Below are 25,105 nucleotides of genomic sequence, written 5' to 3' on the forward strand. Positions count from 1 at the left end.
CCTTACAACGAATGGTGTGCAGGGGGGTGTGCGGGCCCATCGGCGAACTCGTCCTCGAATGCGTCGACTTCGTCCTGTGCGAGGTCCAGGAGGAGGAAGTCGGAGGGGGTGTGGCCGCCCGCGCCGGGGGCGGCGGTGTGCGCGGCCAGCCCGGACAGCATCGCCAGCCAGTGCTGCCCGAGGCGCTCCACGGCGGCCTCGTCCAGCAGTCCACCGGCCCAGCCCAAGGTGAGGGCCAGCTCCGGCCCCTCCGGCGTGTCCCGGATCACCGCGCCCGTCTCCAGCGCGTGCGTGACCGGCATGTCCGGCTCGGCGGAGCCGCCGACGGCCGACGCGCCGGCCGGCTGCCACACGCCGGCCGGGCCGGTGCGCGTACGGGCGGCGAACCGGCCCAGGTAGTTGAACCCGATCTGCGGCGACGGCAACCCGGCCAGGACCGGACCGGCGTCCGGGTCGAGGTGGCGCAGCATGCCGTGGCCCAGCCCGTCGCCGGGTATCTCTTGCAGCTGTTCCTTGACCGCTTTCAGCAGTTCACCGGCGGCCGGGCCGCCGGCCCGGGCCCGGGGCAGGTCGACGCCCGTCGTCTTCAGCCGGGCCGGATGCACGGCGGTGAACCAGCCCACCGTGCGGGAGAGGTCGGTGCCCGCCAGGGGCTCCCGGCCGTGCCCTTCGATGTCCAGCAGCACTCCGGCGGCGGCGTTGCCGGGCCGCCACTGCGCCACCGCCCCGGCCAACGTGGCCAGCAGCACCTCGTGGACGCCGCAGTGGAAGACGGTCAGGGTGCGGCCCGCCAGGATGGCGGCTTCCCGCGAGGGGACCGCCCATGAACGGTCCCGCCAGGTCGCGGCGGTGTCGCGCACCGGGTCCGGCGCGCGCCGCCCCAAGAGCGGCTCGGGCTCACCCGCCAGCGCCACCCAGCCGTCCAGCTCGGCTTGCCGCGCCTCGCCACGGGCCAGTTCCGCCAACCGCTGCGCCCACCGGCGGAAGGTCGTGCCCACCGGGTCCGGCGCCGGCTCCCGACCTGCCGCGGCCGCCTCGCACGCCGCCTGGAGGTCCGGCAGCAGAATCCGCCAGGAGACGCCGTCCACCGCCAGGTGGTGCACCACCAGCACCACGCGGCCGGCGCGCTGGGCGCCCGCGTCCAGCCACACCGCCTGCGTCATCACACCCGCGGCGGGGTCCAGCCGCTCGACCGCTCGTTGGGCCGCGTCATCCGCGAGGGCGTCCAGGCCCTCGTCCCCGACGCCCGCCGCGTCGACCCGTACGACCAGTGCCGCCGCGTCCATCGCCCCGGGCTCGGCCACCACGAGGACGGGTTCGGTGCCGTCGAGCACCGCACGCGCCCGCAGCATGTCGTGCGCGTCCACCACCGCGCCGACACCCGCCACCAGCACCTTCAGGCCCAGCCCCGCCGGAGCGACCACCACGGACCACTGTGCGAACCGCGGCCCGGCGGCCGCCTCGCCCAGCGCCCGCATCGCCGGGGTCCAGGGCACTTCGCCCACGCCGGCGTCGGGCGGTTCTTCCGTGGCAGCGGCTGCCCCGACCGGCTCGGCGACCAGTGCCAGCCGCTCGACGGTCTTCTCCTCGAAGACCTGACGGGGGGTCACGGCCCAGTCGGAACGCCGTGCGCGCGACGCCAGTTGCATCGACATGATCGAGTCGCCGCCCAGCTCGAAGAAGCTGTCCTCGGCGCTCACCCGATCCACGCCCAGCACCTCGGCGAACAGCGCGCACAGCAGCTCTTCGGCCGCGCCGACGGGGGCACGCCCCGCCGCCCGTTCGGCGAAGTCCGGCGCGGGAAGCGCGGCCTTGTCCAGCTTTCCGTTCACCGTGAGCGGTAGAGCATCCAGGACCATCACGGCCGCCGGGACCATGTACTCGGGCAGCGACCTGGCTACGTGCTCCCGCAGGGAAACCGGCAGGGATGCTGGTGGGGGCACCAGCAGGGACGCCGGTGTGGATGCTGGTGGGGATGCCGGTGGGGGCAGCGCTTCGGAGGCGCGCTCGTCACCGGGGGGATGGGCGACCACGTAACCGATCAGCCGTTTGTCGCCCGGCCGGTCCTCGCGTGCGACGACGGCGGCCTGGGCCACGTCCGGGTGAGAGGCCAGGACCGATTCGATCTCCCCTGGTTCGACGCGGAAGCCTCGGATCTTGACCTGCTCGTCCGCGCGCCCCGCGAACTCCAACTGCCCGTCAGCCGTCCACCGCGCCAGGTCGCCCGAGCGGTACATCCGCCCGCCATGGGCGAAGGGGCAGGCCACGAACCGCTCCGCCGTCAGATCCGCACGCCCCACATAGCCACGCGCGAGACCCGCCCCGGCCACGTACAGCTCGCCCGTCACACCCGGCGGCACCGGCCGCAGGAAATCATCGAGGACGAAAACCTGAACGTTACCGAGGGGTCGGCCTACGGGCGGCGGTGCGTCCTGCGGGCCGATGCCCTCCGCCAGCGGCGTGGCCGTGGTGATCACGGTCGCCTCGGTCGGACCGTACGTATTCCACACCCGCGCCCCGGCCCGCCACCGTGCGGCCAGATCCGAGGTCAGGCGCTCCGCGCCCAGCACCCAGTTCCGCACACCAGGCACGGCGGCCGGATCCAGCACACCCAGGAGGGAGGGCACGACGCTCGCCACGCTCACGCCCGTTGCATCGATCATCCGGGCGAGGGCTTCCGGCTCCGTACGCTCCTCGCTGGACGCGATCGCCAGCGTGCCGCCCCCGCCCAGGGTGACCGCGACGTCCAGCACCGCGGCATCGAAGCTGAACGAAGCGAACTGAAGCGCCGTCACACCCGCCGTCACACCCAGCACCGGCCGCATAGTCTCCGACAGGTTCGCCACGCCTCCGTGTGCGACCGCGACGCCCTTCGGTCGGCCCGTGGAACCGGAGGTGTAGATCACATATGCCAACTGTTTTGGATCAAGCGGCTGTTGGAAGGGCGCGTAGGACTCTTCGCCAATGGCCTTCGTCATCTCGTCGAGCGTTACTACGCGTGCCGTACCGGCCGACACTTCGGCCACCGTCTCGGCGGTCGCCAGGACGACCGTCGCGCCGCTGTCGGCGATCATGTAGGCGAGCCGGTCCGACGGATATTCGGGGTCGAACGGCACGTACGCGCCACCGGCCTTCCACACCGCCAGCAGAGCGACGACCATGTCCACCCCACGCGGCAGGCACAACCCCACCCGCGACTCCCGCCCCACACCCAGACGGGCCAAATACCGCGCCAGACGATTCGCCCGACCCTCCAACTCCCCATACGACAACACGTCAGCACCACACCGCACCGCCACCGCGCCCGACGTGCGCTCCGCCTGGTCGGCGATCATCACCGGAACCGGCTTGCGCGACGTCGGGGCGGCCTCAGTGGCGTTCCAACCCGCCATCAACTCGCGTTCCGCGCGTGCCAGCAGATCGATACGGCCCACTGGAGTCGACGGGTCGGCCACCAGTTGCTCCAGTACGCGCATCAGCTGATCGGCGATCGCCTCGGCGGCGGCCCGGTCGTATACGTCCGGCCGGTAGTCCAGTTGGACCTCCAGCCGGTCCCCGGGGCTCGCGATCAGGGCCAGTGGGTAGTGGCTGGCGTCCTGCGGCCGACCGGTGGGGCGCATGGTCAGAGTGCCGGGCCCACTCGGCTGTTCGGCCGGGCGGGGGTAGTTCTCGTACACCACCAGCGTGTCGAACTCCGCACCGGGACCGGCGATACGGTTGATCTCCGCCAGCCCCATGTACTGATGTCCCATCAGCCGCACTTGGCGTTCCTGCAAGTCGGCGAGCATCTCGACCACCGGCTGCCCCGCCGTCAGGCTCACGCGCACCGGAAGCGTGTTGATGAACAGGCCGATCGCCGACTGCACACCCGGCAGGTCCGCCGGCCGCCCCGCGACCGTGCTGCCGAACACCACATCGGAACGGCCCGCCAGCCGAGCCAGCACCAGCGCCCACGCGCCGCGCAACACGGTCGCCACCGTGAGCCCGCGCTCACGGGCCAGACCCGTCAGGGACTGCGTCAGCCCTTCGCCGCACTGCCGGAACACCGGCTCGGGCTGCATCTGCACCCGTACCGAGTCCGCGGGCACCACACGCGTCGGCTCGTCCGCCCCCGCCAGCTCCGCACGCCACGCGTCCCGCGTCGCCACCACGTCCTGGCGGCCCAGCCATGCCAGGTACTCCCGGTAGGACAGCGCCGGAGGCAACGCGCGGCCGTCGCCGCCCGCCGCGTAGGCCACCGACAAGTCATTGAGCATCGTCGACAACGACCAGCCGTCCAGGATGATGTGATGCGTCGTCATCACGAGGAGGTGGCGGTCCTCCCCGACCCGGACGAGCAGCAGCCGCAACAACGGAGCCACCGTCACATCGAAGCGCTCCGCCAGCTCACCCTCCGTCAGCCGCGCCATCGCCGCCGACGCCTCCGGATCCGGCAGCCCCGACAGGTCGGCCTCGTGCCACGACACCGCCACATCCCGCGCGATGACCTGCACCGCCTCGCCCGACGCCAGCTGGTGGAAACTCGCGCGCAGACCCGGATGCCGCGTCAGCACCACATCCCAGGACGCCCGCAACCGCCCGACGTCCAGCGGCCCTTCCAGGGCCAGGGCCCGTTGGCCTCCGTAGACATCCGTCCCGGCGCCGTCAAAGGCGGAGTGGAACAGCAGTCCTTCTTGCAACGGCGACAACGGCCAGACGTCCACCAGCCCCGGCACCGCTTCCTCCAGCTCCTCCACGCCCTCCTGCGACAGTTCGAGAAGGGGGAAGTCGGAGGGCGAGTGACCGCCGGTGGCGGGAGCTGCGGGGTCGGCCATGTGCGCGGCGAGGCCGTTCAGCATCGCCGCCCAGCCGTCCAGCAGCGTCCGCGCCGCGCCCTCGTCCAGCAGCCGCTCGGGCCAGGAGAGGGTGAGCGTCAGTTCCGGGCCGCCGGTCAGGTCCCGCACCATGCCCAGGATCTCCAGGGCGTGCATGACGGGGAGCCCTCCGGCCGGGTCCTGACCGCTTCCGGCCTCGCCGGGTTCGTAGCTGCCTGGGTCGGTCTCGCCGGTCGTGCTCCAGTCGGCCGCCTCGCCCGGGGAAACCGCCTCTGCGGCGGGGACCCGGCCCACGTAGTTGAAGCCGATCTGTGCCGAGGGGAGGCCGGCCAGTACGGGCGCGGTCCCGGGGTTGAGGTGGCGCAGCATGCCGTAGCCCAGCCCGTCCCCGGGCACGGCCCGCACCTGCTCCTTTACGCGCTTCAGCACCCGGCCGGCAGCCGCGCCACCCGCTCGCACCTCTGCTACATCGACCGCGCCAGCATCGAGCCGCACCGGGCGGACATTGGTGAACCAGCCCACCGTCCGCGACAGGTCCACCTCACCCACGATCGACGCCCGCCCGTGCCCCTCCACATCCACCAGGAAGCCGCCGAGGCCCTTCCACTCCCCCATCGCCGCCGCCAGAGCGGTCAGGAGAACGTCATCGATCCCGGCGTGGAACGCGGCGGGAACGCTGGTGAGCAAGGCCGAGGTGACCGTGGTGGGGACCATCACCGAGACGCGTCGCACCGTCGCCTCGACGTCACGGTCCCGGTCCACGGGCTGATCGGTCAGCAACGCGTCAGCGCCCCGCAGCAGCTCACACCACTCCGGCAGCTCCGCCGTCCGGCCCGCGCTCTCGGCCTCCGCCGACACCTCACGCGCCCACCGCCTGAACGACACCGGAACCACATCGAGCACCGGCTGACGGGCATCGGCCAACTCACCGTAGGCGTAAGCGATATCAGGAAGCAGCACCTGCCAGGACACCGTGTCCACCACAAGGTGATCCGCGACCACCAACAGCCGCCCCCGCACCCCCGGCCCGGCATCGAGCCACACCACCTGCACCATCACACCGGCCAGCGGGTCCAACCGACCTGCCGCCGAACGTACTTGCTCGACAAGCAACTCCGGCCACGCGCCCGCAGACGCATCCACCCGACGCACGAACCCATCGGCCGGAACCGCCTCCGGCACCACCAACCGCCGGTACGGCTCCACCTCCAACCGGGCTCGCAGGACGTCGTGACGGGCCATCACAGCCCGCACCGCGCCGGTCAGAGCGGCGAAGTCCAGATCTGCCGGGGTCATCACCACTGCCTGCTGGATCACCCAGCCCACGTTGTCCAGGCCGACCCGGTCCAGCAGCTCGTGCATCACCGGAGTCAGGGGAACTTCACCGACACCCGGCACCTCATCGCGGATCTCCACACCATCGGCCGCGACAGCCACCGCCGCCAGCCCCGCCGGCGTCCGCTGCTCGAACACCTGACGGCTCGTGATCAGCAGCCCCGCGCGCCGTGCGTGCGACACCAGCAGCATCGACATGATCGAGTCGCCGCCCAGCCCGAAGAAGCTGTCATCGGCCCCCACCCGCTCCACGCCCAGTACCTCGCCGAACAGCGTGCACAGGAGCTCTTCAGTCGCGCCGACCGGCGCGCGGCTCGACACCCGCTCGGCGAAGTCCGGTGCGGGGAGCGCGGCGCGGTCGAGCTTGCCGTTGGCGGTCAGCGGCAGCGCCTCCAGGGTGACGACCGCGGCCGGGACCATGTAGTCCGGCAGGCGGTCACCGGCGTACTCCCGCAGTTCTTCGCCGTCGAGCGCGCCGTTGAGCGCGCCATCGAGCACACCGCCGGGCTCGCGCTCGGATGCGACGGCGTCGGCCGGAGTAGATGCCACGGCGCCGGCCGGAGCGGACACAGTGGGGCCGGTCGGGTCGGAGTCGGTCGGGGCAGGGCCGGGCGGGGCGGGGCCGGCTGGAGCGGCGGAAACGGCCGACACGACGTACGCGATCAGCTGCCTCTCTCCCGGCCGGTCCTCACGGAGCATCACGGCGGCCTGGGCCACATGCGGATGGGAGGCCAGGACGGACTCGACCTCGCCGGGCTCGACCCGGAACCCACGAATCTTCACCTGCTCGTCCGCGCGCCCCGCGAACTCCAACTGTCCGTCGGCCGTCCACCGCGCCAAGTCTCCCGAGCGGTACATCCGCCCGCCATGAGCGAAGGGGCAGGCCACGAACCGCTCCGCCGTCAGATCCGCACGCCCCACATAGCCACGCGCGAGACCAGCCCCGGCCACGTACAACTCGCCCGTCACACCGGCGGGCACCGGCCGCAAGAACGCGTCCAGGACGTAGACCTGGGCGTTCCCGATGGGGCGTCCGATCGCGGGCGGCGCGTCCTGCGCGCCGATACCCTCCGCCAGCAGCGTGGCCGTGGTGATCACGGTCGCCTCGGTCGGACCGTACGTATTCCACACCCGCGCCCCGGCACGCCACCGTGCGGCCAGATCCGAGGTCAGGCGCTCCGCACCCAGCACCCAGTTCCGCACACCAGGCACGGCCGCCGGATCCAGCACACCCAGGAGAGAAGGCACGACGCTCGCCACGCTCACGCCCGCCGCGTCGATCATCCTGGCCAACGCTTCCGGCTCCGTACGCTCCTCGCTCGACGCGATCGCCAGCGTCCCGCCCCCGCCCAGGGTGACCGCGACGTCCAGCACCGCAGCGTCAAAGCTGAAGGACGCGAACTGAAGCGCCGTCACACCCGCCGTCACACCCAGCACCGGCCGCATGGCCTCCGCCAGATTCGCCACACCACCATGCGCGACAGCCACCCCCTTCGGCCGACCCGTCGAACCGGACGTATAGATCACATACGCCAACTGGTCCGGATTGACCGTTCGTTGGAGAGACTCAGCCGACTCGGCGTCCACTGCTTCCGCCGCTTCGTCCAGCACCAGCGTCCTCGCCCCGGCAGGCGCCTCGGCCGCTGTCCGTGCGGTCGCCAGCACCACGGTCACCCCGCTGTCCGCGGCCATGTAGGCGAGCCGGTCCGGCGGGTATTCGGGGTCGAGCGGCACGTACGCGCCACCGGCCTTCCACACCGCCAGCAGAGCGACGACCATGTCCACCCCACGCGGCAGGCACAACCCCACCCGCGACTCCCGCCCCACACCCAGACGCACCAGATACCGGGCCAGACGGTTCGCCCGGCCCTCCAACTCCCCATACGACAAAGCGTCGGAACCGCAGCGCACCGCCACCGCGCCCGGCGTCGAACGGACCCAAGCGGCGAACAGATCCAGCACCGTCCCCGCCGACACCGGCCGAGCGGTGTCGTTCCACTCCCCCACCACTCGGGAGCGCTCCTCCGGGCCGAGGACGTCGATGTCACTCAGCCGAACCTCGGGGTCTGCGGCCATCTGTTCCAGCACCCGCACCAGCCGTGCGGCCACAGCCCGTACGTTCTCCTCGTCCAACAGGTCGGCCCTGTAGTCCAGCCAGAGCCCGAGGTCCTCGGCAGGGTTCACGCTCAGGGTCAATGCGAAGTTGGTCGACTCGCGTATCTCGGTGTCCGTGAGCGTCAGCCCCTCGACGGACGGCTGCACCGCGGGGTCGCCCGGGTAGTTCTCGAATGCGAGCAAGGTGTCGAAGGACGCCCCGGGCCCGGCAATCCGCTGCACAGCACTCAGACCCAGATGCTGATGATCCAACAGAGCCGACTGCTCAACCTGAAGCCCCGCCAGCGTCTCCACCACAGACCGACCGGGCTCCAACACCACCCGCACCGGAACCGTATTGATGAACAACCCCAGCATCTCCGCCATACCCGGAAGATCCGCCGGACGCCCCGCCACCGTCGCCCCGAACACCACATCACTACGCCCCGCCAACTGCCCGACCACCACAGCCCAAGCAGCCTGCACCACCGTATTCAACGTCACACCACACGCACGAGACAGCCCACCCAACGCACCAGCCAACTCCCGACCCGTCCGAGCCACCACCCGACCCGACTGAGCCGCCCCACCCACACCTGCCGACGCCACCAGCGTCGGCTCCTCCAACCCCGCCAACGCCACCCGCCACGCCTCACCCGCAGCCGACACATCCTGCCGACCCAGCCACACCACATGCTCACGATGCTGCGCCACCACAGGCAGCCCGGCCCCACTACCACCCGCCGCGTAGCACGCCCACAACTCACGCAACAAAACCGGCAACGACCAACCATCAAGCACCAAGTGATGCAACGTCACCAACATGCGATAGCGATCCGAACCGACCCTGATCAACAACACCCTCAACAGGGGCGGCACACCCAGATCGAAACGCCGCGCTCGCTCCTCTGCACCCCACCGCTCCGACGCCGCCCACGCAGCCTCCACACCAAGCCCCGACACATCCTCCTCACGCCACGGCAGCACCACATCCCCCACCACCACCTGAACCACCCGGCCCAAACCCGCCACCACACGAAAACCCACCCGCAAAGCCGCATGCCGCCCCAACAACACCCCCCACGACGCCCGCAACACCTCCACGTCGACACCACCATCGAGGTCGACGACAAGTTGTTCCATGTACGTGTCGTCGTCCTGCTCGTCGAACAGCGAGTGGAAGAGCAGCCCCTCCTGCAGTGGCGATACCGGCAACACCTCTACAAGGCCGGAAACGCCCTCCTCCAACTCCTCCACCTGTCCCTGCGAAAGCCCTACAAGGGGGAAGTCGGAAGGCGTGTATCCACCGCTTCCGGTGTGGTCGGCATGTGCGGCCAACCCGGTGAGTGCCGCCGCCCATTCGTCCAGCAGCGCCCGCGCCGCGCCCTCGTCCAGCACCCGCTCCGGCCATGCCAGAGTCAGCGTCAGTTCCGGGCCGGCGGCAGCTTCACGTACTGCTCCCAGCGCCTCCAGGGCGTGCATCACGGGGAACGCCCCCGACACGCTGCCGTCGAGTTCGGTGGCCGGGAGCGGCTGCCAGTCGCCCTCGCGGCCGGCGATCCGGCCGAGGTAGTTGAAGCCGATCTGTGCCGAGGGGAGGCCGGCCAGTACGGGCGCGGTCTCGGGGTTGAGGTGGCGCAGCATGCCGTAGCCCAGCCCGTCCCCGGGCACGGCCCGCACCTGCTCCTTTACGCGCTTCAGCACCCGGCCGGCAGCCGCGCCGCCCGCTCGCACCTCTGCTACATCGACCGCGCCAGCATCGAGCCGTACCGGGCGGACATTGGTGAACCAGCCCACCGTCCGCGACAGGTCCACCTCACCCACGATCGACGCCCGCCCGTGCCCCTCCACATCCACCAGGAAGCCGCTGTCCGCGCCCCGGCCCCTCCACCCGTTCAACGCCACCGTCAACCCGGCGAGCAGAACGTCATCGACGCCCGCATGGAAAGCTGCCGGAACCCCCGCCAACACCGCGGAGGTGACCGTGGTGGGGACCGTCACCGAGACGCGTCGCACCGTCGCTTCGACGTCACGGTCCGGGTCAACGGGCTGATCGGTCAGCAACGCGTCAGCGCCCCGCAGCAGCTCACACCACTCCGGCAGCTCCGCCGTCCGGCCCGCGCTCTCGGCCTCCGCCGACACCTCACGCGCCCACCGCCTGAACGACACCGGAACCACATCGAGCACCGGCTGACGGGCATCGGCCAACTCACCGTAGGCGTAAGCGATATCAGGAAGCAGCACCTGCCAGGACACCGTGTCCACCACAAGGTGATCCGCGACCACCAACAGCCGCCCCCGCACCCCCGGCCCGGCATCGAGCCACACCACCTGCACCATCACACCGGCCAGCGGGTCCAACCGACCTGCCGCCGAACGTACTTGCCCGGCAAGCAACTCCGGCCACGCGCCCGCAGACGCATCCATCCGACGCACGAACCCATCGGCCGGAACCGCCTCCGGCACCACCAACCGCCGGTACGGCTCCACCTCCAACCGGGCTCGCAGGACGTCGTGACGGGCCATCACAGCCCGCACCGCGCCGGTCAGAGCGGCGAAGTCCAGATCTGCCGGGGCCATCACCGCTGCCTGCTGGATCACCCGGCCCACGTTGTCCAGGCCGACCCGGTCCAGCAGCTCGTGCATCACCGGGGTCAGGGGAACTTCACCGACACCCGGCACCTCATCGCGGATCTCCACGCCATCGGCCGCGACAGCCACCGCCGCCAGCCCCGCCGGCGTCCGCTGCTCGAACACCTGACGGCTCGTGATCAGCAGCCCCGCGCGCCGTGCGTGCGACACCAGCAGCATCGACATGATCGAGTCGCCGCCCAGCCCGAAGAAGCTGTCATCGGCCCCCACCCGCTCCATGCCGAGCACCTCGCCGAACAACCCGCAGAGCACCCCTTCGACCGCCGTCTCGGGTGCGCGGCCGTCCCTCGCCGTGTGCTCAGGAGCAGGCAGGGCGGCCCGGTCGAGCTTCCCGTTCACTGTGAGCGGCAGGGCGTCCAGCACCATGAGGGCGCTCGGCACCATGTACTCCGGCAAGGCCCCGGCCGCGTACTCGCGCAATGGCCGCACGTCGATGTCCCCCGCCTCGGGTACGACGTAGCCGACCAGCCGCTTCTCGCCGGGCCGGTCCTCCCGCACCAGCACCGCGGCCTGAGCCACCTCCGGATGGCCCGTCAGAACCGCCTCGACCTCTCCGGGTTCGACCCGGAACCCGCGAATCTTCACCTGCTCGTCGGAGCGTCCGACGAACTCCGCCTGTCCGTCGGCCGTCCACCGCGCCAGGTCGCCCGAGCGGTACATGCGCACACCCGGCAGGAAGGGCGAGGCCACGAACCGCTCCGCCGTCAGCCCCGGTCGGCCCACATAGCCACGCGCCAGTCCGGCCCCGGCCACGTACAGCTCGCCCGTCACACCGGCGGGCACCGGCCGCAGGAAGCTGTCCAGGACGAAGACCTGGACATTGCCGATGGGACGGCCGATCGCGGGCGGCGCGTCCTGCGCACCGATGCCCTCCGCCAGCAGCGCGGACGTCGTGATGACACTCGCCTCGGTCGGGCCGTACGCGACCCAGACCCGCGACCCGGCACGCCACCGCGCGGCCAGGTCCGCGGTCACGCGCTCCGCGCCGACCACCCAGTTCTCGACGCTGGAGACGGCGGCCGGATCCAGCACTCCGAGGAGGGAGGGGACCACGCTCGCCACGCTCACACCCGTCGCGTGGATCATCCGGGCGAGGGCTTCCGGCTCCGTACGCTCCTCGCTCGACGCGATCGCCAGCGTGCCGCCGGCCCCGAGAGTGACCGCGACATCCAGCACGGCGGCGTCAAAGCTGAACGACGCGAACTGAAGCGCCGTCACACCTGCCGTCACACCCAGCACCGGCCGCATGGCCTCCGCCAGATTCGCCACACCACCATGCGCGACCGCGACACCCTTCGGCCGACCCGTCGAACCGGACGTATAGATCACATACGCCAACTGGTGCGGCTCGACCACGATGTCGAGAGGATCGGCGGACTCGGCCTCGATGGACGCGGCCGTCTCGTCCAGCGTCACCACGCGCGCGGCACCGTCCGAGACCTCGGCTGCTGTCTCGGCGGTCGCCAGGACGACCGACGCCCCGCTGTCCGCGATCATGTAGGCGAGCCGGTCCGCCGGGTACTCCGGATCGAGCGGTACGTACGCGCCGCCCGCCTTCCACACGGCCAGCAGCCCGACGACCATGTCCACCCCGCGCGGCAGGCACAACCCCACCCGCGACTCCCGACGCGCCCCCAACCGCACCAGGTACCGGGCCAGGCGATTCGTCCGGGCCTCCAACTCCCCATACGTCAAAGCGTCGGAGCCGCACCGCACCGCCACCGCGTCCGGCGACCGCGTCGGCCACTGCGCGAAGAGGTCGACGACCGTGCCCGCCGATACCGGCAGACCGGTGTCGTTCCACCGCTCGACCACCTGCGTACGCTCGACATCGCCGAGCACGTCGATGTCACCGATCCGCATCTCCGGGTCCGCCGCGATCTGTTCGAGCACCCGTATCAACCGGCTGCCCATCTCGACGGCTTGGCTCCGGTCGACCCTTTCCGGCTGGTAGTCCAGGTGGAGGCGGAGGACGTCGCCGGGGGTGACGCCGAGCGCCACCGCGAAGTTGGTCGATCCGCGCACTTCGGTGCTGGTCAGCGTCAGTCCGTCGACGGGGGGCAGGGCCGTCAGACCGCTCGGGTAGTTCTCGAATGCGAGCAAGGTGTCGAAGGACGCCCCCGGCCCGGCAATCCGCTGCACAGCACTCAGACCCAGATGCTGATGATCCAACAGAGCCGACTGCTCAACCTGAAGCCCCGCCAGCGTCTCCACCACAGACCGACCGGGCTCCAACACCACCCGCACCGGAACCGTATTGATGAACAACCCCAGCATCTCCGCCATACCCGGAAGATCCGCCGGACGCCCCGCCACCGTCGCCCCGAACACCACATCACTACGACCCGCCAACTGCCCGACCACCACAGCCCAAGCAGCCTGCACCACCGTATTCAACGTCACACCACACGCACGAGACAGCCCACCCAACGCACCAGCCAACTCCCGACCCGACTGAGCCACCACCCGACCCGGCACACCCGACCCACCCACACCCGACCCACCCACACCTGCCGACGCCACCAGCGTCGGCTCCTCCAACCCCGCCAACGCCACCCGCCACGCCTCACCCGCAGCCAGCACATCCTGCCGACCCAGCCACACCACATGCTCACGATGCTGCGCCACCACAGGCAGCCCGGCCCCACTACCACCCGCCGCATAGCACGCCCACAACTCACGCAACAAAACCGGCAACGACCAACCATCAAGCACCAAGTGATGAAGCGTCACCAACATGCGATAGCGATCCGAACCGACCTTGACCAACAACACCCTCAACAGGGGCGGCACACCCAGATCAAAACGCCGCGCCCGCTCCTCCGCACCCCACCGCTCCGACGCCGCCCACGCAGCCTCCACACCAAGCCCCGACACATCCTCCTCACGCCACGGCAACACCACACCCCCCACCACCACCTGAACCACCCGACCCAAACCCGCCACCACACGAAAACCCACCCTCAAAGCCGCATGCCGCCCCAACAACACCCCCCACGACGCCCGCAACACCCCCACGTCAACACCACCATCGAGGTCGACGACAAGTTGCTCCGCGTAGATGTCCTCGTCCTGGTCGTCGAAGAGTGAGTGGAAGAGCATCCCCTCCTGCAAGGGAGAGACCGGCAACACCTCCACCAGACCAGGAGTCGCCGCCTCCAACTCCTCCATCTGATCCGGCGAAAGCTCCACAAGAGGAGGGTTCGACGGCGTGTACCCACCGCTCCCGTTCTGCGTCATACGGCCTGCGCCAGCTGCCTCACCGGCTGCGGCGCCTCGCTCATCGGACGACCCGTCATCGGGCAGCGCGACGGCCACGATCGCCAGGCCGGCCGGGGTGCGGTGCTCGAAGACCTGACGGGTGGTGAGGGACAGGGCGGCGCGGCGGGCGCCCGACACCAGCAGCATGGCGAGGATCGAGTCGCCGCCCAGCGCGAAGAAGTTGTCGTCCGCGCTCACCTGTTCCAGGCCCAGCACCTCGGCGAACAGGTCGCACAGTGCGGCTTCGAGAGGGGTCCGCGAGGCTCGCCCCGGGGCGCGGTCCTCTGTGTGGGGGGCGGGCAGGGCCGCCTTGTCCAACTTGCCGTTCACCGTGAGCGGCAGGGCGTCCAGCAGCACCACCGCGCTGGGCACCATGTGTTCCGGCAGCGCTCCGGCCGCGTACTGGCTCAGCGACAGCGGCTCGACGCCCGGTGCCCCGGGTACGACGTAGCCGACCAGCCGCTTCTCGCCGGGCCGGTCCTCCCGCACCACCACCGCGGCCTGGGACACATCCGGATGGCTCGTCAGGACCGCCTCGACCTCTCCGGGTTCGACCCGGAACCCGCGAATCTTCACCTGCTCGTCCGCACGGCCCGCGAACTCCAACTGTCCGTCGGCCGTCCACCGCGCCAGGTCGCCCGAGCGGTACATCCGCGCGCCACGGGCGAAGGGGCAGGCCACGAACCGCTCCGCCGTCAGGTCCGCACGCCCCACATAGCCACGCGCGAGCCCGGCCCCGGCCACGTACAGCTCGCCGACCATGCCGACGGACACCGGCTGAAGAGACTCGTCCAGGACGAAGACCTGGGCGTTCCCGATGGGGCGTCCGATCGCGGGCGGCGCGTCCTGCGGGCCGATACCCTCCGCCAGCAGCGTGGCCGTGGTGATCACGGTCGCCTCGGTCGGACCGTACGTATTCCACACCCGCGCCCCGGCCCGCCACCGCGCGGCCAGATCCGACGTCAGGCGCTCCGCACCCAGCACCCAGTTCCGCACACCAGGCACGGCAGCCGGGTCCAACACACCGAGGAGGGAGGGGACGACGCTCGCCACGCTCACACCGGCCGCCTCGATCATCCGAGCCAGCGCCTCCGGCTCCGTACGCTCCTCGCTCGACGCGATCGCCAACGTGCCGCCGGCCCCGAGAGTGACCGCGACATCCAGCACCGCGGCGTCAAAGCTGAACGACGCGAACTGAAGCGCCGTCACCCCTTCTGCTACGCCCAGCACCGGCCGCATGGCCTCCGCCAGATTCGCCACACCACCATGCGCGACCGCAACCCCCTTCGGCCGACCCGTCGAACCAGACGTATAGATCACATACGCCAACTGGTCCGCACTGGAGCTGAGTTCCAACGGCTCCACCGACTCGGCGCCAATGGCCTCTGCCGCCTCGTCATCCAGAGCCACTACGCGCGCGGCGTCGGCCGGCACCTTCGCCGTCGTCGCCGCGGTCGCCAGCACCACGGACGCGCCGCTGTCGACGACCATGAACGCCAGACGGTCCGCCGGGTATTCGGGGTCGAGCGGTACGTACGCGCCGCCCGCCTTCCACACCGCCAGCGAGCCCACCACCATGTCCACCCCGCGCGGCAGGCACAGGCCCACCCGCGACTCCCGGCCCACACCCAGACGGGCCAAATACCGAGCCAGACGATTCGCCCGGCCCTCCAACTCCCCGTACGTCAAAGCATCCGTGCCACACCGCACGGCAACAGAATCCGGATGGGCGACGGCTCGTTCCGTGAACAGCTCAAGAACGGAATGCGTCGTCCGGCGCCGGGCGGTTTCGTTCCACTCCCCCACGACCAGCGAACGTTCCGAGTCGTCCAGCATGTCGATTCGGTCCACCGGAATGGAAGGGGCTGCCACCGCCCCTTCCAAAAGCCGCATGAACGATCGGCGTGCGCCTTTGACCCAGGCGTGGTCGTACAGTGCGGAATTCGCCTCGAAGGTGATCTGAATCGCTTCGCCATCCGGCGATTCGTGCACCAGAATGCCGAATTCATCGACTGATCGGATCGACAGGTCATGGACGGTTCCCCGGCACGGCCCGAATCGCAGTTCCCTATCCGCCGGAGCGATACGCACGTGCGGGCCGAAGTTCCGGTGGTCGCCTTCCGGCCGCCCCAGTTCGCGACGCAGTCGCTCCCCTCGGAATTGCTGGTGCTCCAGCAGTCCGGCGATTTCGCGGTCCGCCTCGCCCGCCAGCTCCGCCAGGCTCGCCCCGGCCCGTACCGGAATCCGCAGCGGCAGCGTGTCAGCCATCGCGCACGGCGTCCGCCGGTCCGCGTCCCCCACCCGGCCCGGCGTCGGCAGGCTCAGTACCGCCTCGTCCGCACCGGTCATCCGGCTGACGAAGGCCCCGACCGCGGCGACCACCCATCGCGTCCAGCCCACGCCGCTCCGGGAAGCCGCGGCGCGCAGTCGGGCCGCCGTGACCGGCGGCAGACTCCCCGCCTCCCGCCACACCGCGGCCCCGCCCGCGGCCTGGCCGGTGTCGCCCACCCGGTAGCCCGGAACGCCGGCCGGCTCCGGGCGGCCGGCGAAGCGCTCAAGCCAGTACGCCCGATCACTCACGTACCGCTCCGACGCCCGGTACGCCGATTCCCGTTCCCCGGCTTCATCCAGCGACGCGTGGCGCGGCTCGGGAACGGGCTCACCCTGCGAGAGCGCCGTATACACCGCGGCGACGCGCCGCTCCAGCAGCGCGCACGCGAAGTCGTCCATCAGCAGCGGGCTGTAGCACTGCGACCAGAGATAGCGGTCGGCGGCGAGCCGGTAGACGGCGTGGGAGAACAGCCGGCCCTCCGCGGCATCGGCATCGGCATCCCGCACACGGAGCGCTTCCGCCCGCATCAGTTCCGCTGCCACGTGCCGGGGGTCGCCCTCGCCGCGCAGATCGACGGACCGCACCTCCGGTTCCGGGGCCCCGGTGACGAGCCGTGCCGTTCCTTCGCCGTCCGTCACGATGCGCGTGCGCAGGATCTCCGTCTCGGTGGTGACCAGTTTCAGCGCGCGTTCGAAGGTGTCGAGGTCGAGGGCGCCGGTCATGTCGACGTACCGGTGGATCACGTCAAGTGCCCGCGAATTTCCCGTTTCTCGCGTCAGCCAAATGCCCTGCCGGTATTCGGACAGGGGTAGAGCGTCACCATTCCGGCCGTTCATTTTTCCCCCTTCAACGGGCAGCCCCCGCCCGAAGCACCTGCCGTTGCCCAGCCGGTCATCCGCCGACTGTTCACCCTGCACAGATCCACACATCCGGCGGTAGAGATCACCACCGGCCCGTGCCCCGCCCGGGGGAAAGGCGACACAGGTTTACCCGCACGCATGGAATTTCCAGCTCGTCGGCGCCCTCAGCGACGCCCACTCGATGGCCACCGAGGTGGCCTGCCCCCGTCTGACAGACTCATCCGCCTCCGTACCTGAGCGGCGGAAGGTGTCTGTGGTCACTGTGTTACCGCGCACCGCTGAAGAAGTGATGCGCCATCCCCGTATCCAACTCCTTGGAATTGGACAGCCCCGCCCCAGGGATGTCAACGAATATGCTCCCGCCGCGGTTGGACGGCTCCGCGGCTTCGCCGCACACCCGTCCGGTGGGGGTTACCGCTGTCCAATCAGAGGATTCACGACAGTTGGACACGCGGCCGCGTGGTCACACAGACGTCGGCCCGCACGTGCACGTCACCCACGGCACCACCCGGCGGTGCCGTGCTCCAGCCATATGCCACATGCCAAGCAAGGCAACCCTAAGGAAGGTTACGATCACACCACGGACCGGCGCCCTCCTGGCTACCGACCGCTGGTGCGAGGCGTGGCACACGGCGACGGCCCGCACGTGACGGCGATCGACGAGAGGACGGCCGGAGATGGGTCAGCTGCACGATCTCACCGCGCTGGAGCAGGGCGACGCGATACGGGCGGGGGACCTGTCCCCCGTCGAGCTGACGGAGCATTATCTGGCGCGCATCGGGCGACTCGACGCCACCGTCGGCGCGTTCATCACGGTGACCCATGAGATCGCGCGGAAGCAAGCGGCCGAGGCGGAGCGGACCGCCTACGAAGCACGCCGGGAGGGGCGGGAGTTGCCGCCGCTGCACGGCGTGCCAGTGCCGGTGAAGGACGTCAGTTCCGTCGCGGGCGTACGCTGCACGATGGGCTCGGCGGCGCTCATGGACCATGTGCCGACCGTCGACGACCATGTGGTCACCAAGCTCCGTGCGGCCGGCACCATCCTCCTCGGCAAGACCAACACGTCGGAGTTCGCCCTTCCGCCGTACACCGAGAACAGGGTGGCACCGCCCGCCCGTACCCCGTGGGGCCTCGACCGCTCGGCCGGCGGGTCGAGCGGCGGCGCGGCGACGGCCGTCGCTTCGGGACTGGCACCCGTCGCGCACGGCACCGACAGCGGCGGCTCGATCCGCATCCCCTCCTCGGCCTGCGGGCTCTTCGGGCTCAAGCCGAGCCGCGGCCGGGTCGGCGAGGGCCCCACACTGCGCGACGTCAGCGGCATGACCACCTCGGGCCCCCTGGCCCGTACGGTCGCGGACGCGGCGGCGCTCCTCGACGTGCTCGCCGCGCCGATGCCCGGCGACCCGTTCACCGCGCCCGCGCTGCCGCCCGGTGAGACCTTCGTACAGCAGGCGCTGCGCCGCCCGAGGGCGCTGCGCATCGCCTGCATGCCCGAGCCGACCGTGCCGGGCGTGTCGCTCCACCCCGACTGCCGCAAGGCCGTGGGCGAGGCGGCCGATCTGCTGCGCGAACTCGGCCACACCGTCGAGGAGATGGCGCCACCCGCGGTGAGCGCCGGGACCGCCGCCGCCCTCCTGGAGGTGTGGGAGGTGATGGCCGCGACCAGCCCGGTGCCGCCGGGTGCCGAGGAGTTTCTGACGCCGCTGACGCGCTACCTGCGCGGAGAAGCCCCAGGGGTGTCCGGGGTGACATACGCCCAGGGCCTCCAAGAGTTCCGCCAGTTGGGCCAGATGATCGCCGACACCATCCAGCCGCCCGGCACCGGCTACGACATCATCCTCACCCCGACCCTGGCCCAACCCCCGGTCCCAGTGGGCTCGTTAAACGATGATGTGAACCCGACGAACGGCTTCGAGCTGATGAGCGCGTTCACTCCGTACACCATGCTCTACAACGCGACCGGCCAGCCCGCCGTCAGCGTGCCACTGCACTGGAACGCCGACGATCTGCCCATCGGCGTGATGCTCGCCGCCCGCTACGGCGACGAGGCCACCCTCATCTCCCTCTCCGCCCAGCTGGAGGAAGCCCGCCCCTGGGCGGCCCGCGTCCCCGCACTGTGGTGAGCACCTGAGTGCCGTCGGGTGACGCGGGCCGCCGGTGCGATCAGGAGCGGACGGAGAGCGCCTGCTTGACCAGCGTGCGGCCGAAGTCCCACATCAGGCCGCTGTCTCCGTTGCCGTGCGCGTCGTCCATGACGGCGGTGAAGGCGTCGACGAAGCGGTCCACGTCCGCTTCGTCGATGACCAACGGCGGGATCAGTTTGATGACCTCCAGGTGGTCGCCCGAGACCTGGGTGAGGATGCGGTGCTTCTGGAGCAGCGGCACGACGACCATCTGCGCGAACAGGCCCTTGCGCGCGGTCTGGAGCATCGCCCAACGGCTGCGCAGGCCCAGCGACTTGGGCTTGCCGAACTCGATGCCGATCATCAGTCCGCGGCCGCGTACCTCGTGCAGCAGCTCGTACTTGTCCACCAGCGCCGAGAGCCTGCCGCGCAGCAGGTCTCCGGTGTGCCGGGCCCGCGCGACGATCTGTTCGTCCTCCATGACGCTGAGCACCGCGAGCCCCGCCGCCATGGCCTGGGCGTTGGATCCGAAGCTCGCCGAGTGCACCAGCACCCGGTCCATGGAGGAGTAGACCTTCTTGAAGATCCAGTCCTTGCCGAGGGTCGCGCCGACCGGCACATAGCCGCCCGACAGCGCCTTCGCGACGCACACGAGGTCGGGCTCCACGCCTTCCTCGTGCTGGTAGGCGAAGAAGTCGCCGGTCCGCCCGATGCCGGTCTGCACCTCGTCGGCGATCAGCAGCGCCTTGTGCCGGTGCAGCAACTCCTGTGCGGCGCGCAGGAATCCGGGCGGTGTCGCGTGTACGCCCTTGCCCTGGATCGGCTCCACGACGAACCCGGCCACGTCGCCGCGCGACAACTCCCTCTCCAGCGCGGCCAGGTCGCCCATCTCGATGGCGGTGTCGGGCAGCAGCGGCGCGAAGCCGTCGCGGAAGCCGTCCTCGCCGTTGACCGAGAGCGAACCGGCCGTCAGCCCGTGGAAGGCGTGCGTGCAGTAGAGGATCCTCTTCTTGCCGGTCGCGTACCGTGCGAACTTCAGCGCGGTCTCCACGGCCTCCGTGCCGCTGTTCCCGAAGAAGACGCGGTCCAGGTGGGGCGCGTACGACAGCAGCTTCTCCGCGAACAGGCCGGGCAGCGGCTGGCAGTCGAAGCGTGTGAGGTCCGCGAGCTGGGCGTCGAGCACGTCGTGCAGCGCCTGCCGTACGACGGGGTGGTGCCGGCCCACGCCCATCACGCCGAACCCGGCGAGCATGTCCAGATAGTCGTTGCCGTCCGCGTCCCAGAAGTGCGCGCCTTCGGCCCGTTCGTATACCTTGTCGAAGCCGATGGTGTGCAGCATGCGCGGCAGTTGGTGGTTCACGTACTTCGTGTGCAGTTCGTACCGCTCACCGCCGCGCTCCGCGAGGAGCTTCCCGAGGTCGAAGCCCTGCGGTCCGTCGGCTGTCATAGGTGGTTCTCCTCGCTGATCTCAGAGGTCCCCGCCGCTGCGGGGGCTGTGGTACGGGCCAGGGCCGCGCTGATGCGTCCGGCCATCTCGGCGGGGGTGAGGCCGATGTCGGCCAGTACCTCGCCGCGCTTGGCGTGCGCCAGGAACTGCGGCGGGATGCCGAAGGTGCGCACCGGCAGGTCCACCCCCGCGTCGCCGAGCGCCTGCGCGACGGACGAACCGACTCCGCCGGTACGGCTGTTGTCCTCCACGACCGCCACCATCCGGTGGGCCGCCGCGAGCGGGGGCAGCGCCTCGTCGACGGGTTTGACCCAGCGCGGGTCCACGACGGTGCAGCCGGTGCCGCGCGCGTGGAGCAACTCGGCTATTTGCAGGCCGACTTGGGCCATCGTGCCGACGGTGACGAGCAGTACGTCCGTACGCTCGTCCGCGCCTGGGCCCGAGCGGTCGCCCGCCTCCCGGCCGGTACGCTCCGGCCGGGCCAGCACGTCCATGCCCCCGATCCGGTCGATCGCCGGTATCGGCTCGCCGACGGTCTCCTTTGGGTAGCGGATGACGGTCGGCGCGTCGTCGACGTCCACCGCCTCGCGCAGTTGCGCGCGGAGCTGGTCGGCGTCGCGCGGCGCGGCGATCCGCAGGGTGGGGACGCACTGGAGGATCGACATGTCCCACATGCCGTTGTGGGACGCGCCGTCGGTGCCGGTGACGCCGGCCCGGTCGAGGACGAAGGTGACGCCGCACTTGTGCAGCGCCACGTCCATCAGGACTTGGTCGAAGGCGCGGTTGAGGAAGGTGGCGTACACCGCGAAGACCGGGTGCAGCCCGCCGGTGGCGAGCCCGGCCGCCGAGACGGCGGCGTGCTGCTCCGCGATGCCGACGTCCCAGACCCGGTCGGGGAAGGCCGCGGCGAACTTCGTCAGCCCCACGGGGTGCAGCATCGCGGCCGTGATCGCCACGACGTCGGGCCGCTCGGCCCCGATCCGCGCCATCTCGTCCCCGAACACCGAGGTCCAGGAGGGCCCGTTGGAGGGGGTGAGCGGTTCGCAGGTCAGCGGGTCCATCGCGCCGACCGTATGAAAGCGGTCGGCCTCGTCCTCCAGGGCGGGCTGGTAGCCGCGGCCCTTCTCGGTGAGGCAGTGCACGAGCACGGGGCCGTGGAACCGCTTGGCGCGGCGCAGCGCCGATTCGACCGCCGCGATGTCGTGCCCGTCGATCGGGCCGACGTACTTCAGGCCGAGGTCCTCGAACATGCCCTGCGGGGCGAAGGCGTCCTTGAAGCCCTTCTTGGCGCCGTGCAGGGACTCGTACAGCGGCTGCCCGACGACGGGCGTGCGTTGGAGGACCTGTTTGCCCCAGGTCAGGACGCGTTCGTAGCCGTCGGTCGTACGGAGCGTGGCGAGGTGGTTGGCCAGCCCGCCTATGGTCGGCGCGTAGGAGCGTTCGTTGTCGTTGACGACGATGATCAGCGGGCGGTCTCTCGCCGCGGCGATGTTGTTGAGCGCTTCCCAGGCCATGCCGCCGGTGAGCGCCCCGTCGCCGATGACGGCTGCGACGTGGCGGTCCGTGCGCCCCAGCACCTCGTTGGCCTTGGCGAGGCCGTCGGCCCAGCCGAGGACCGTCGAGGCGTGGCTGTTCTCGATGACGTCGTGCTCGGACTCGGCGCGCGAGGGGTAGCCGGACATGCCGCCCTTGCCGCGCAGCTTGGAGAAGTCCTGCCGCCCGGTGAGCAGCTTGTGTACGTAGCTCTGGTGCCCGGTGTCCCACAGAATGCGGTCGGCGGGCGATTCGAAGACGCGGTGGAGCGCGATGGAGAGTTCCACCACGCCGAGGTTCGGACCGAGGTGGCCGCCGGTCGCGGCCACCGCGTGCACGAGGAACTGACGTATCTCCTCCGCAAGTTGGCCGAGGTTCTCCGCGGGCAGCGCCTTCAGGTCGTGCGGGCCTTTGATGTTCTCCAACAGCGACACCGACATCCCCCTCCTCGTATGTGTTCAGCCCACGGCGACGTGGGGCGTCCCGGAGCGGGCCCCCGCTGCCTCCATGTGCTCGGCGATCTTCATGGCTTCTTCGATGAGGGTCTCGACGATCTTCGATTCGGGGACGGTCTTGATGACCTCGCCCTTCACGAAGATCTGCCCCTTGCCGTTGCCGGAGGCCACCCCGAGATCCGCCTCACGCGCCTCACCCGGACCATTGACGACACAGCCCATCACCGCCACCCGCAACGGCACCTCCATGCCCTCCAACCCCGCCGTGACCTCCTCGGCAAGCTTGTAGACATCCACCTGCGCCCGACCGCACGACGGACACGACACAATCTCCAGACCCCGCTCACGCAGCCCCAAGGACTCCAGGATCTGATTACCGACCTTGATCTCCTCCACCGGCGGCGCCGACAACGACACCCGGATCGTGTCCCCGATCCCCTCACTCAGCAGCGCACCGAACGCCACCGCCGACTTGATCGTCCCCTGGAACGCCGGCCCCGCCTCCGTCACACCCAGATGCAGCGGATAGTCACACCGCGCCGCCAGCAACCGGTACGCGTTGACCATCACCACCGGATCGTTGTGCTTCACCGAGATCTTGATATCCCGGAAACCATGCTCCTCGAACAGCGAGCACTCCCACAGCGCCGACTCCACCAACGCCTCCGGCGTCGCCCGCCCGTACTTCTGCAGCAGCCGCCTGTCCAACGACCCCGCGTTCACCCCGATCCGAATCGGCGTCCCCGCATCAGAAGCCGCCTTCGCGATCTCCTTCACCTTGTCGTCGAACTGCCGGATGTTCCCCGGATTCACCCGCACCGCCGCACAGCCCGCGTCGATCGCCGCGAACACATACTTCGGCTGGAAGTGAATATCCGCGATCACCGGAATATTCGACTTCCGCGCGATCACCGGCAACGCGTCCGCATCATCCTGCGACGGACACGCCACCCGCACAATCTGACAGCCCGACGCCGTCAACTCGGCGATCTGCTGCAACGTCGCACCGACATCCGCCGTCACCGTCGTCGTCATCGACTGCACCGAAATGGGGGCGCCCCCGCCGACGGGGACCGATCCGACCTGGATGCGCCGCGAGGTGCGGCGCATCGCGAGCGGTCGGACCGGTACGTCGGGGAGCCCCAGCGAGACAGGGCCCACAGCGGTCATGGCGTCAGCCCCGGTTCCCGGCGACCGTCTCGCGGGCCGCGCGCAGCGACTCCTTCAGGGAACCCATGGTCGCCAGGACGGCCGTCGGCTCGTAACCGCAGTGCGCCATGCAGTTGGCGCAGCGCGGGTCCTTGCCCCGGCCGTACTTGCTCCAGTCGGTGTCCTCGATCAGCTCCCGGTAGGTCGGCACGTACCCGTCGCTCATCAGGTAGCAGGGCCGCTGCCAGCCGAAGAGCGAGTAGTTGGGGATCGCCCAGGCGGTGCAGGGGAAGTCCGCCTTGCCTTCCAGGAAGTCCAGGAAGAGGGGGCTGTGGTTCAGCCTCCAGCGCCGCCGGTTGCCGCCGGCGAACGCCTTCTTGAACAGCTCCCGGGTCTGCTCGACGCCCAGGAAGTGTTCCTGGTCGGGGGCCTTCTCGTAGGCGTAGGCGGGCGAGAGCATCATCTCGTCCACCTCCAGCTCGTCATTGAGGTAGTTGAGCACCTCGATGATCGTCTGGGGGGTGTCGGTATTGAAGAAGGTCGAGTTGGTGGTGACCCGGAAGCCGCGTCGCTTGGCCTCCTTGATCGCCTCGACCGCTTCGTCGAATACGCCTTCCTTCGCCACGGACTCGTCGTGGCGCTCGCGCATCCCGTCGATGTGGACCGCGAAGGCGAAATACGGGGAGGGCGTGAACTTCTCGATCTTCTTGCGCAGCAGCACCGCGTTGGTGCAGAGGAAGACGTATTTCTTCTTCGCCACCAGCTGCCGCACGATCTCGTCGATCTGCGGGTGCATCAGCGGTTCGCCACCGGCGATGGAGACCATCGGCGCGCCCGATTCCAGCACGGCGCCGACGGCCTGCGCGACCGGCATGCGCTGCTTCAGCACCCCGGCCGGGTGCTGGATCTTGCCGCAGCCCTCGCAGGAGAGGTTGCAGGCGAAGAGCGGTTCGAGCTCGACGATCAGTGGGAACTTGTCCCGTTTCCGCAACTTCTGTTCAAAGAGATACGTTCCGACCCGGATGGTCTGGCGGAGCGGCATGGCCATCT

At 70.2% G+C, this 25,105-nt stretch carries 6 protein-coding genes; 1 reads left to right on the forward strand and 5 read right to left on the reverse strand.

Annotated elements, in window-relative coordinates; genetic code table 11:
* Positions 1-2: 2 nt before the first annotated feature.
* On the reverse strand, positions 3-17,417 hold the full coding sequence (locus AC07AB_RS05190; RefSeq protein WP_478560271.1) for an amino acid adenylation domain-containing protein: 17,415 nt from the start codon (positions 17,415-17,417) through the stop codon (positions 3-5).
* A 608-nt stretch (positions 17,418-18,025) separates the two neighbouring features.
* Here AC07AB_RS05190 and AC07AB_RS05195 point away from each other — a divergent pair.
* Complete coding sequence (locus tag AC07AB_RS05195) at positions 18,026-19,471, forward strand: amidase (RefSeq protein ID WP_478560274.1); 1,446 nt, start codon at positions 18,026-18,028, stop codon at positions 19,469-19,471.
* Between the two features lie 40 nt (positions 19,472-19,511).
* On the opposite strand, the gene AC07AB_RS05200 is transcribed toward AC07AB_RS05195, so the two are convergent.
* The 4 genes from AC07AB_RS05200 to hpnH are packed head-to-tail and all read right to left on the reverse strand — an operon-like array spanning position 19,512 to position 25,103.
* The gene (locus AC07AB_RS05200) at positions 19,512-20,918 is read right to left on the reverse strand and encodes an aspartate aminotransferase family protein (RefSeq protein WP_478560277.1); all 1,407 of its coding nucleotides are present in this window, start codon (positions 20,916-20,918) and stop codon (positions 19,512-19,514) included.
* Positions 20,915-22,885 (reverse strand): 1-deoxy-D-xylulose-5-phosphate synthase, encoded by a 1,971-nt coding sequence (gene dxs / locus AC07AB_RS05205; RefSeq protein ID WP_478561546.1) that lies wholly within the window; start codon positions 22,883-22,885, stop codon positions 20,915-20,917. Before dxs ends, AC07AB_RS05200 begins: the two co-directional genes overlap by 4 nt.
* 24 nt (positions 22,886-22,909) lie before the next feature.
* Positions 22,910-24,076, reverse strand: a complete 1,167-nt coding sequence (ispG, locus tag AC07AB_RS05210; protein WP_478560280.1) for a flavodoxin-dependent (E)-4-hydroxy-3-methylbut-2-enyl-diphosphate synthase — start codon at positions 24,074-24,076, stop codon at positions 22,910-22,912.
* A gap of 4 nt (positions 24,077-24,080) precedes the next feature.
* Complete coding sequence (gene hpnH, locus AC07AB_RS05215) at positions 24,081-25,103, reverse strand: adenosyl-hopene transferase HpnH (RefSeq protein ID WP_478560283.1); 1,023 nt, start codon at positions 25,101-25,103, stop codon at positions 24,081-24,083.
* Positions 25,104-25,105 lie beyond the last annotated feature (2 nt).

The sequence above is a fragment of the Streptomyces sp. NPDC044033 genome (assembly GCF_056434425.1).

What these genes read in the sequence shown, in the direction of transcription:
- AC07AB_RS05190 (WP_478560271.1), bottom strand. Translation starts at nt 17,417, where the DNA reads ATGTGTGGATCTGTGCAGGGTGAACAGTCGGCGGATGACCGGCTGGGC.
- AC07AB_RS05195 (WP_478560274.1), top strand. Translation starts at nt 18,026, where the DNA reads ATGGGTCAGCTGCACGATCTCACCGCGCTGGAGCAGGGCGACGCGATA.
- AC07AB_RS05200 (WP_478560277.1), bottom strand. Translation starts at nt 20,918, where the DNA reads ATGACAGCCGACGGACCGCAGGGCTTCGACCTCGGGAAGCTCCTCGCG.
- ispG (WP_478560280.1), bottom strand. Translation starts at nt 24,076, where the DNA reads ATGACCGCTGTGGGCCCTGTCTCGCTGGGGCTCCCCGACGTACCGGTC.
- hpnH (WP_478560283.1), bottom strand. Translation starts at nt 25,103, where the DNA reads ATGGCCATGCCGCTCCGCCAGACCATCCGGGTCGGAACGTATCTCTTT.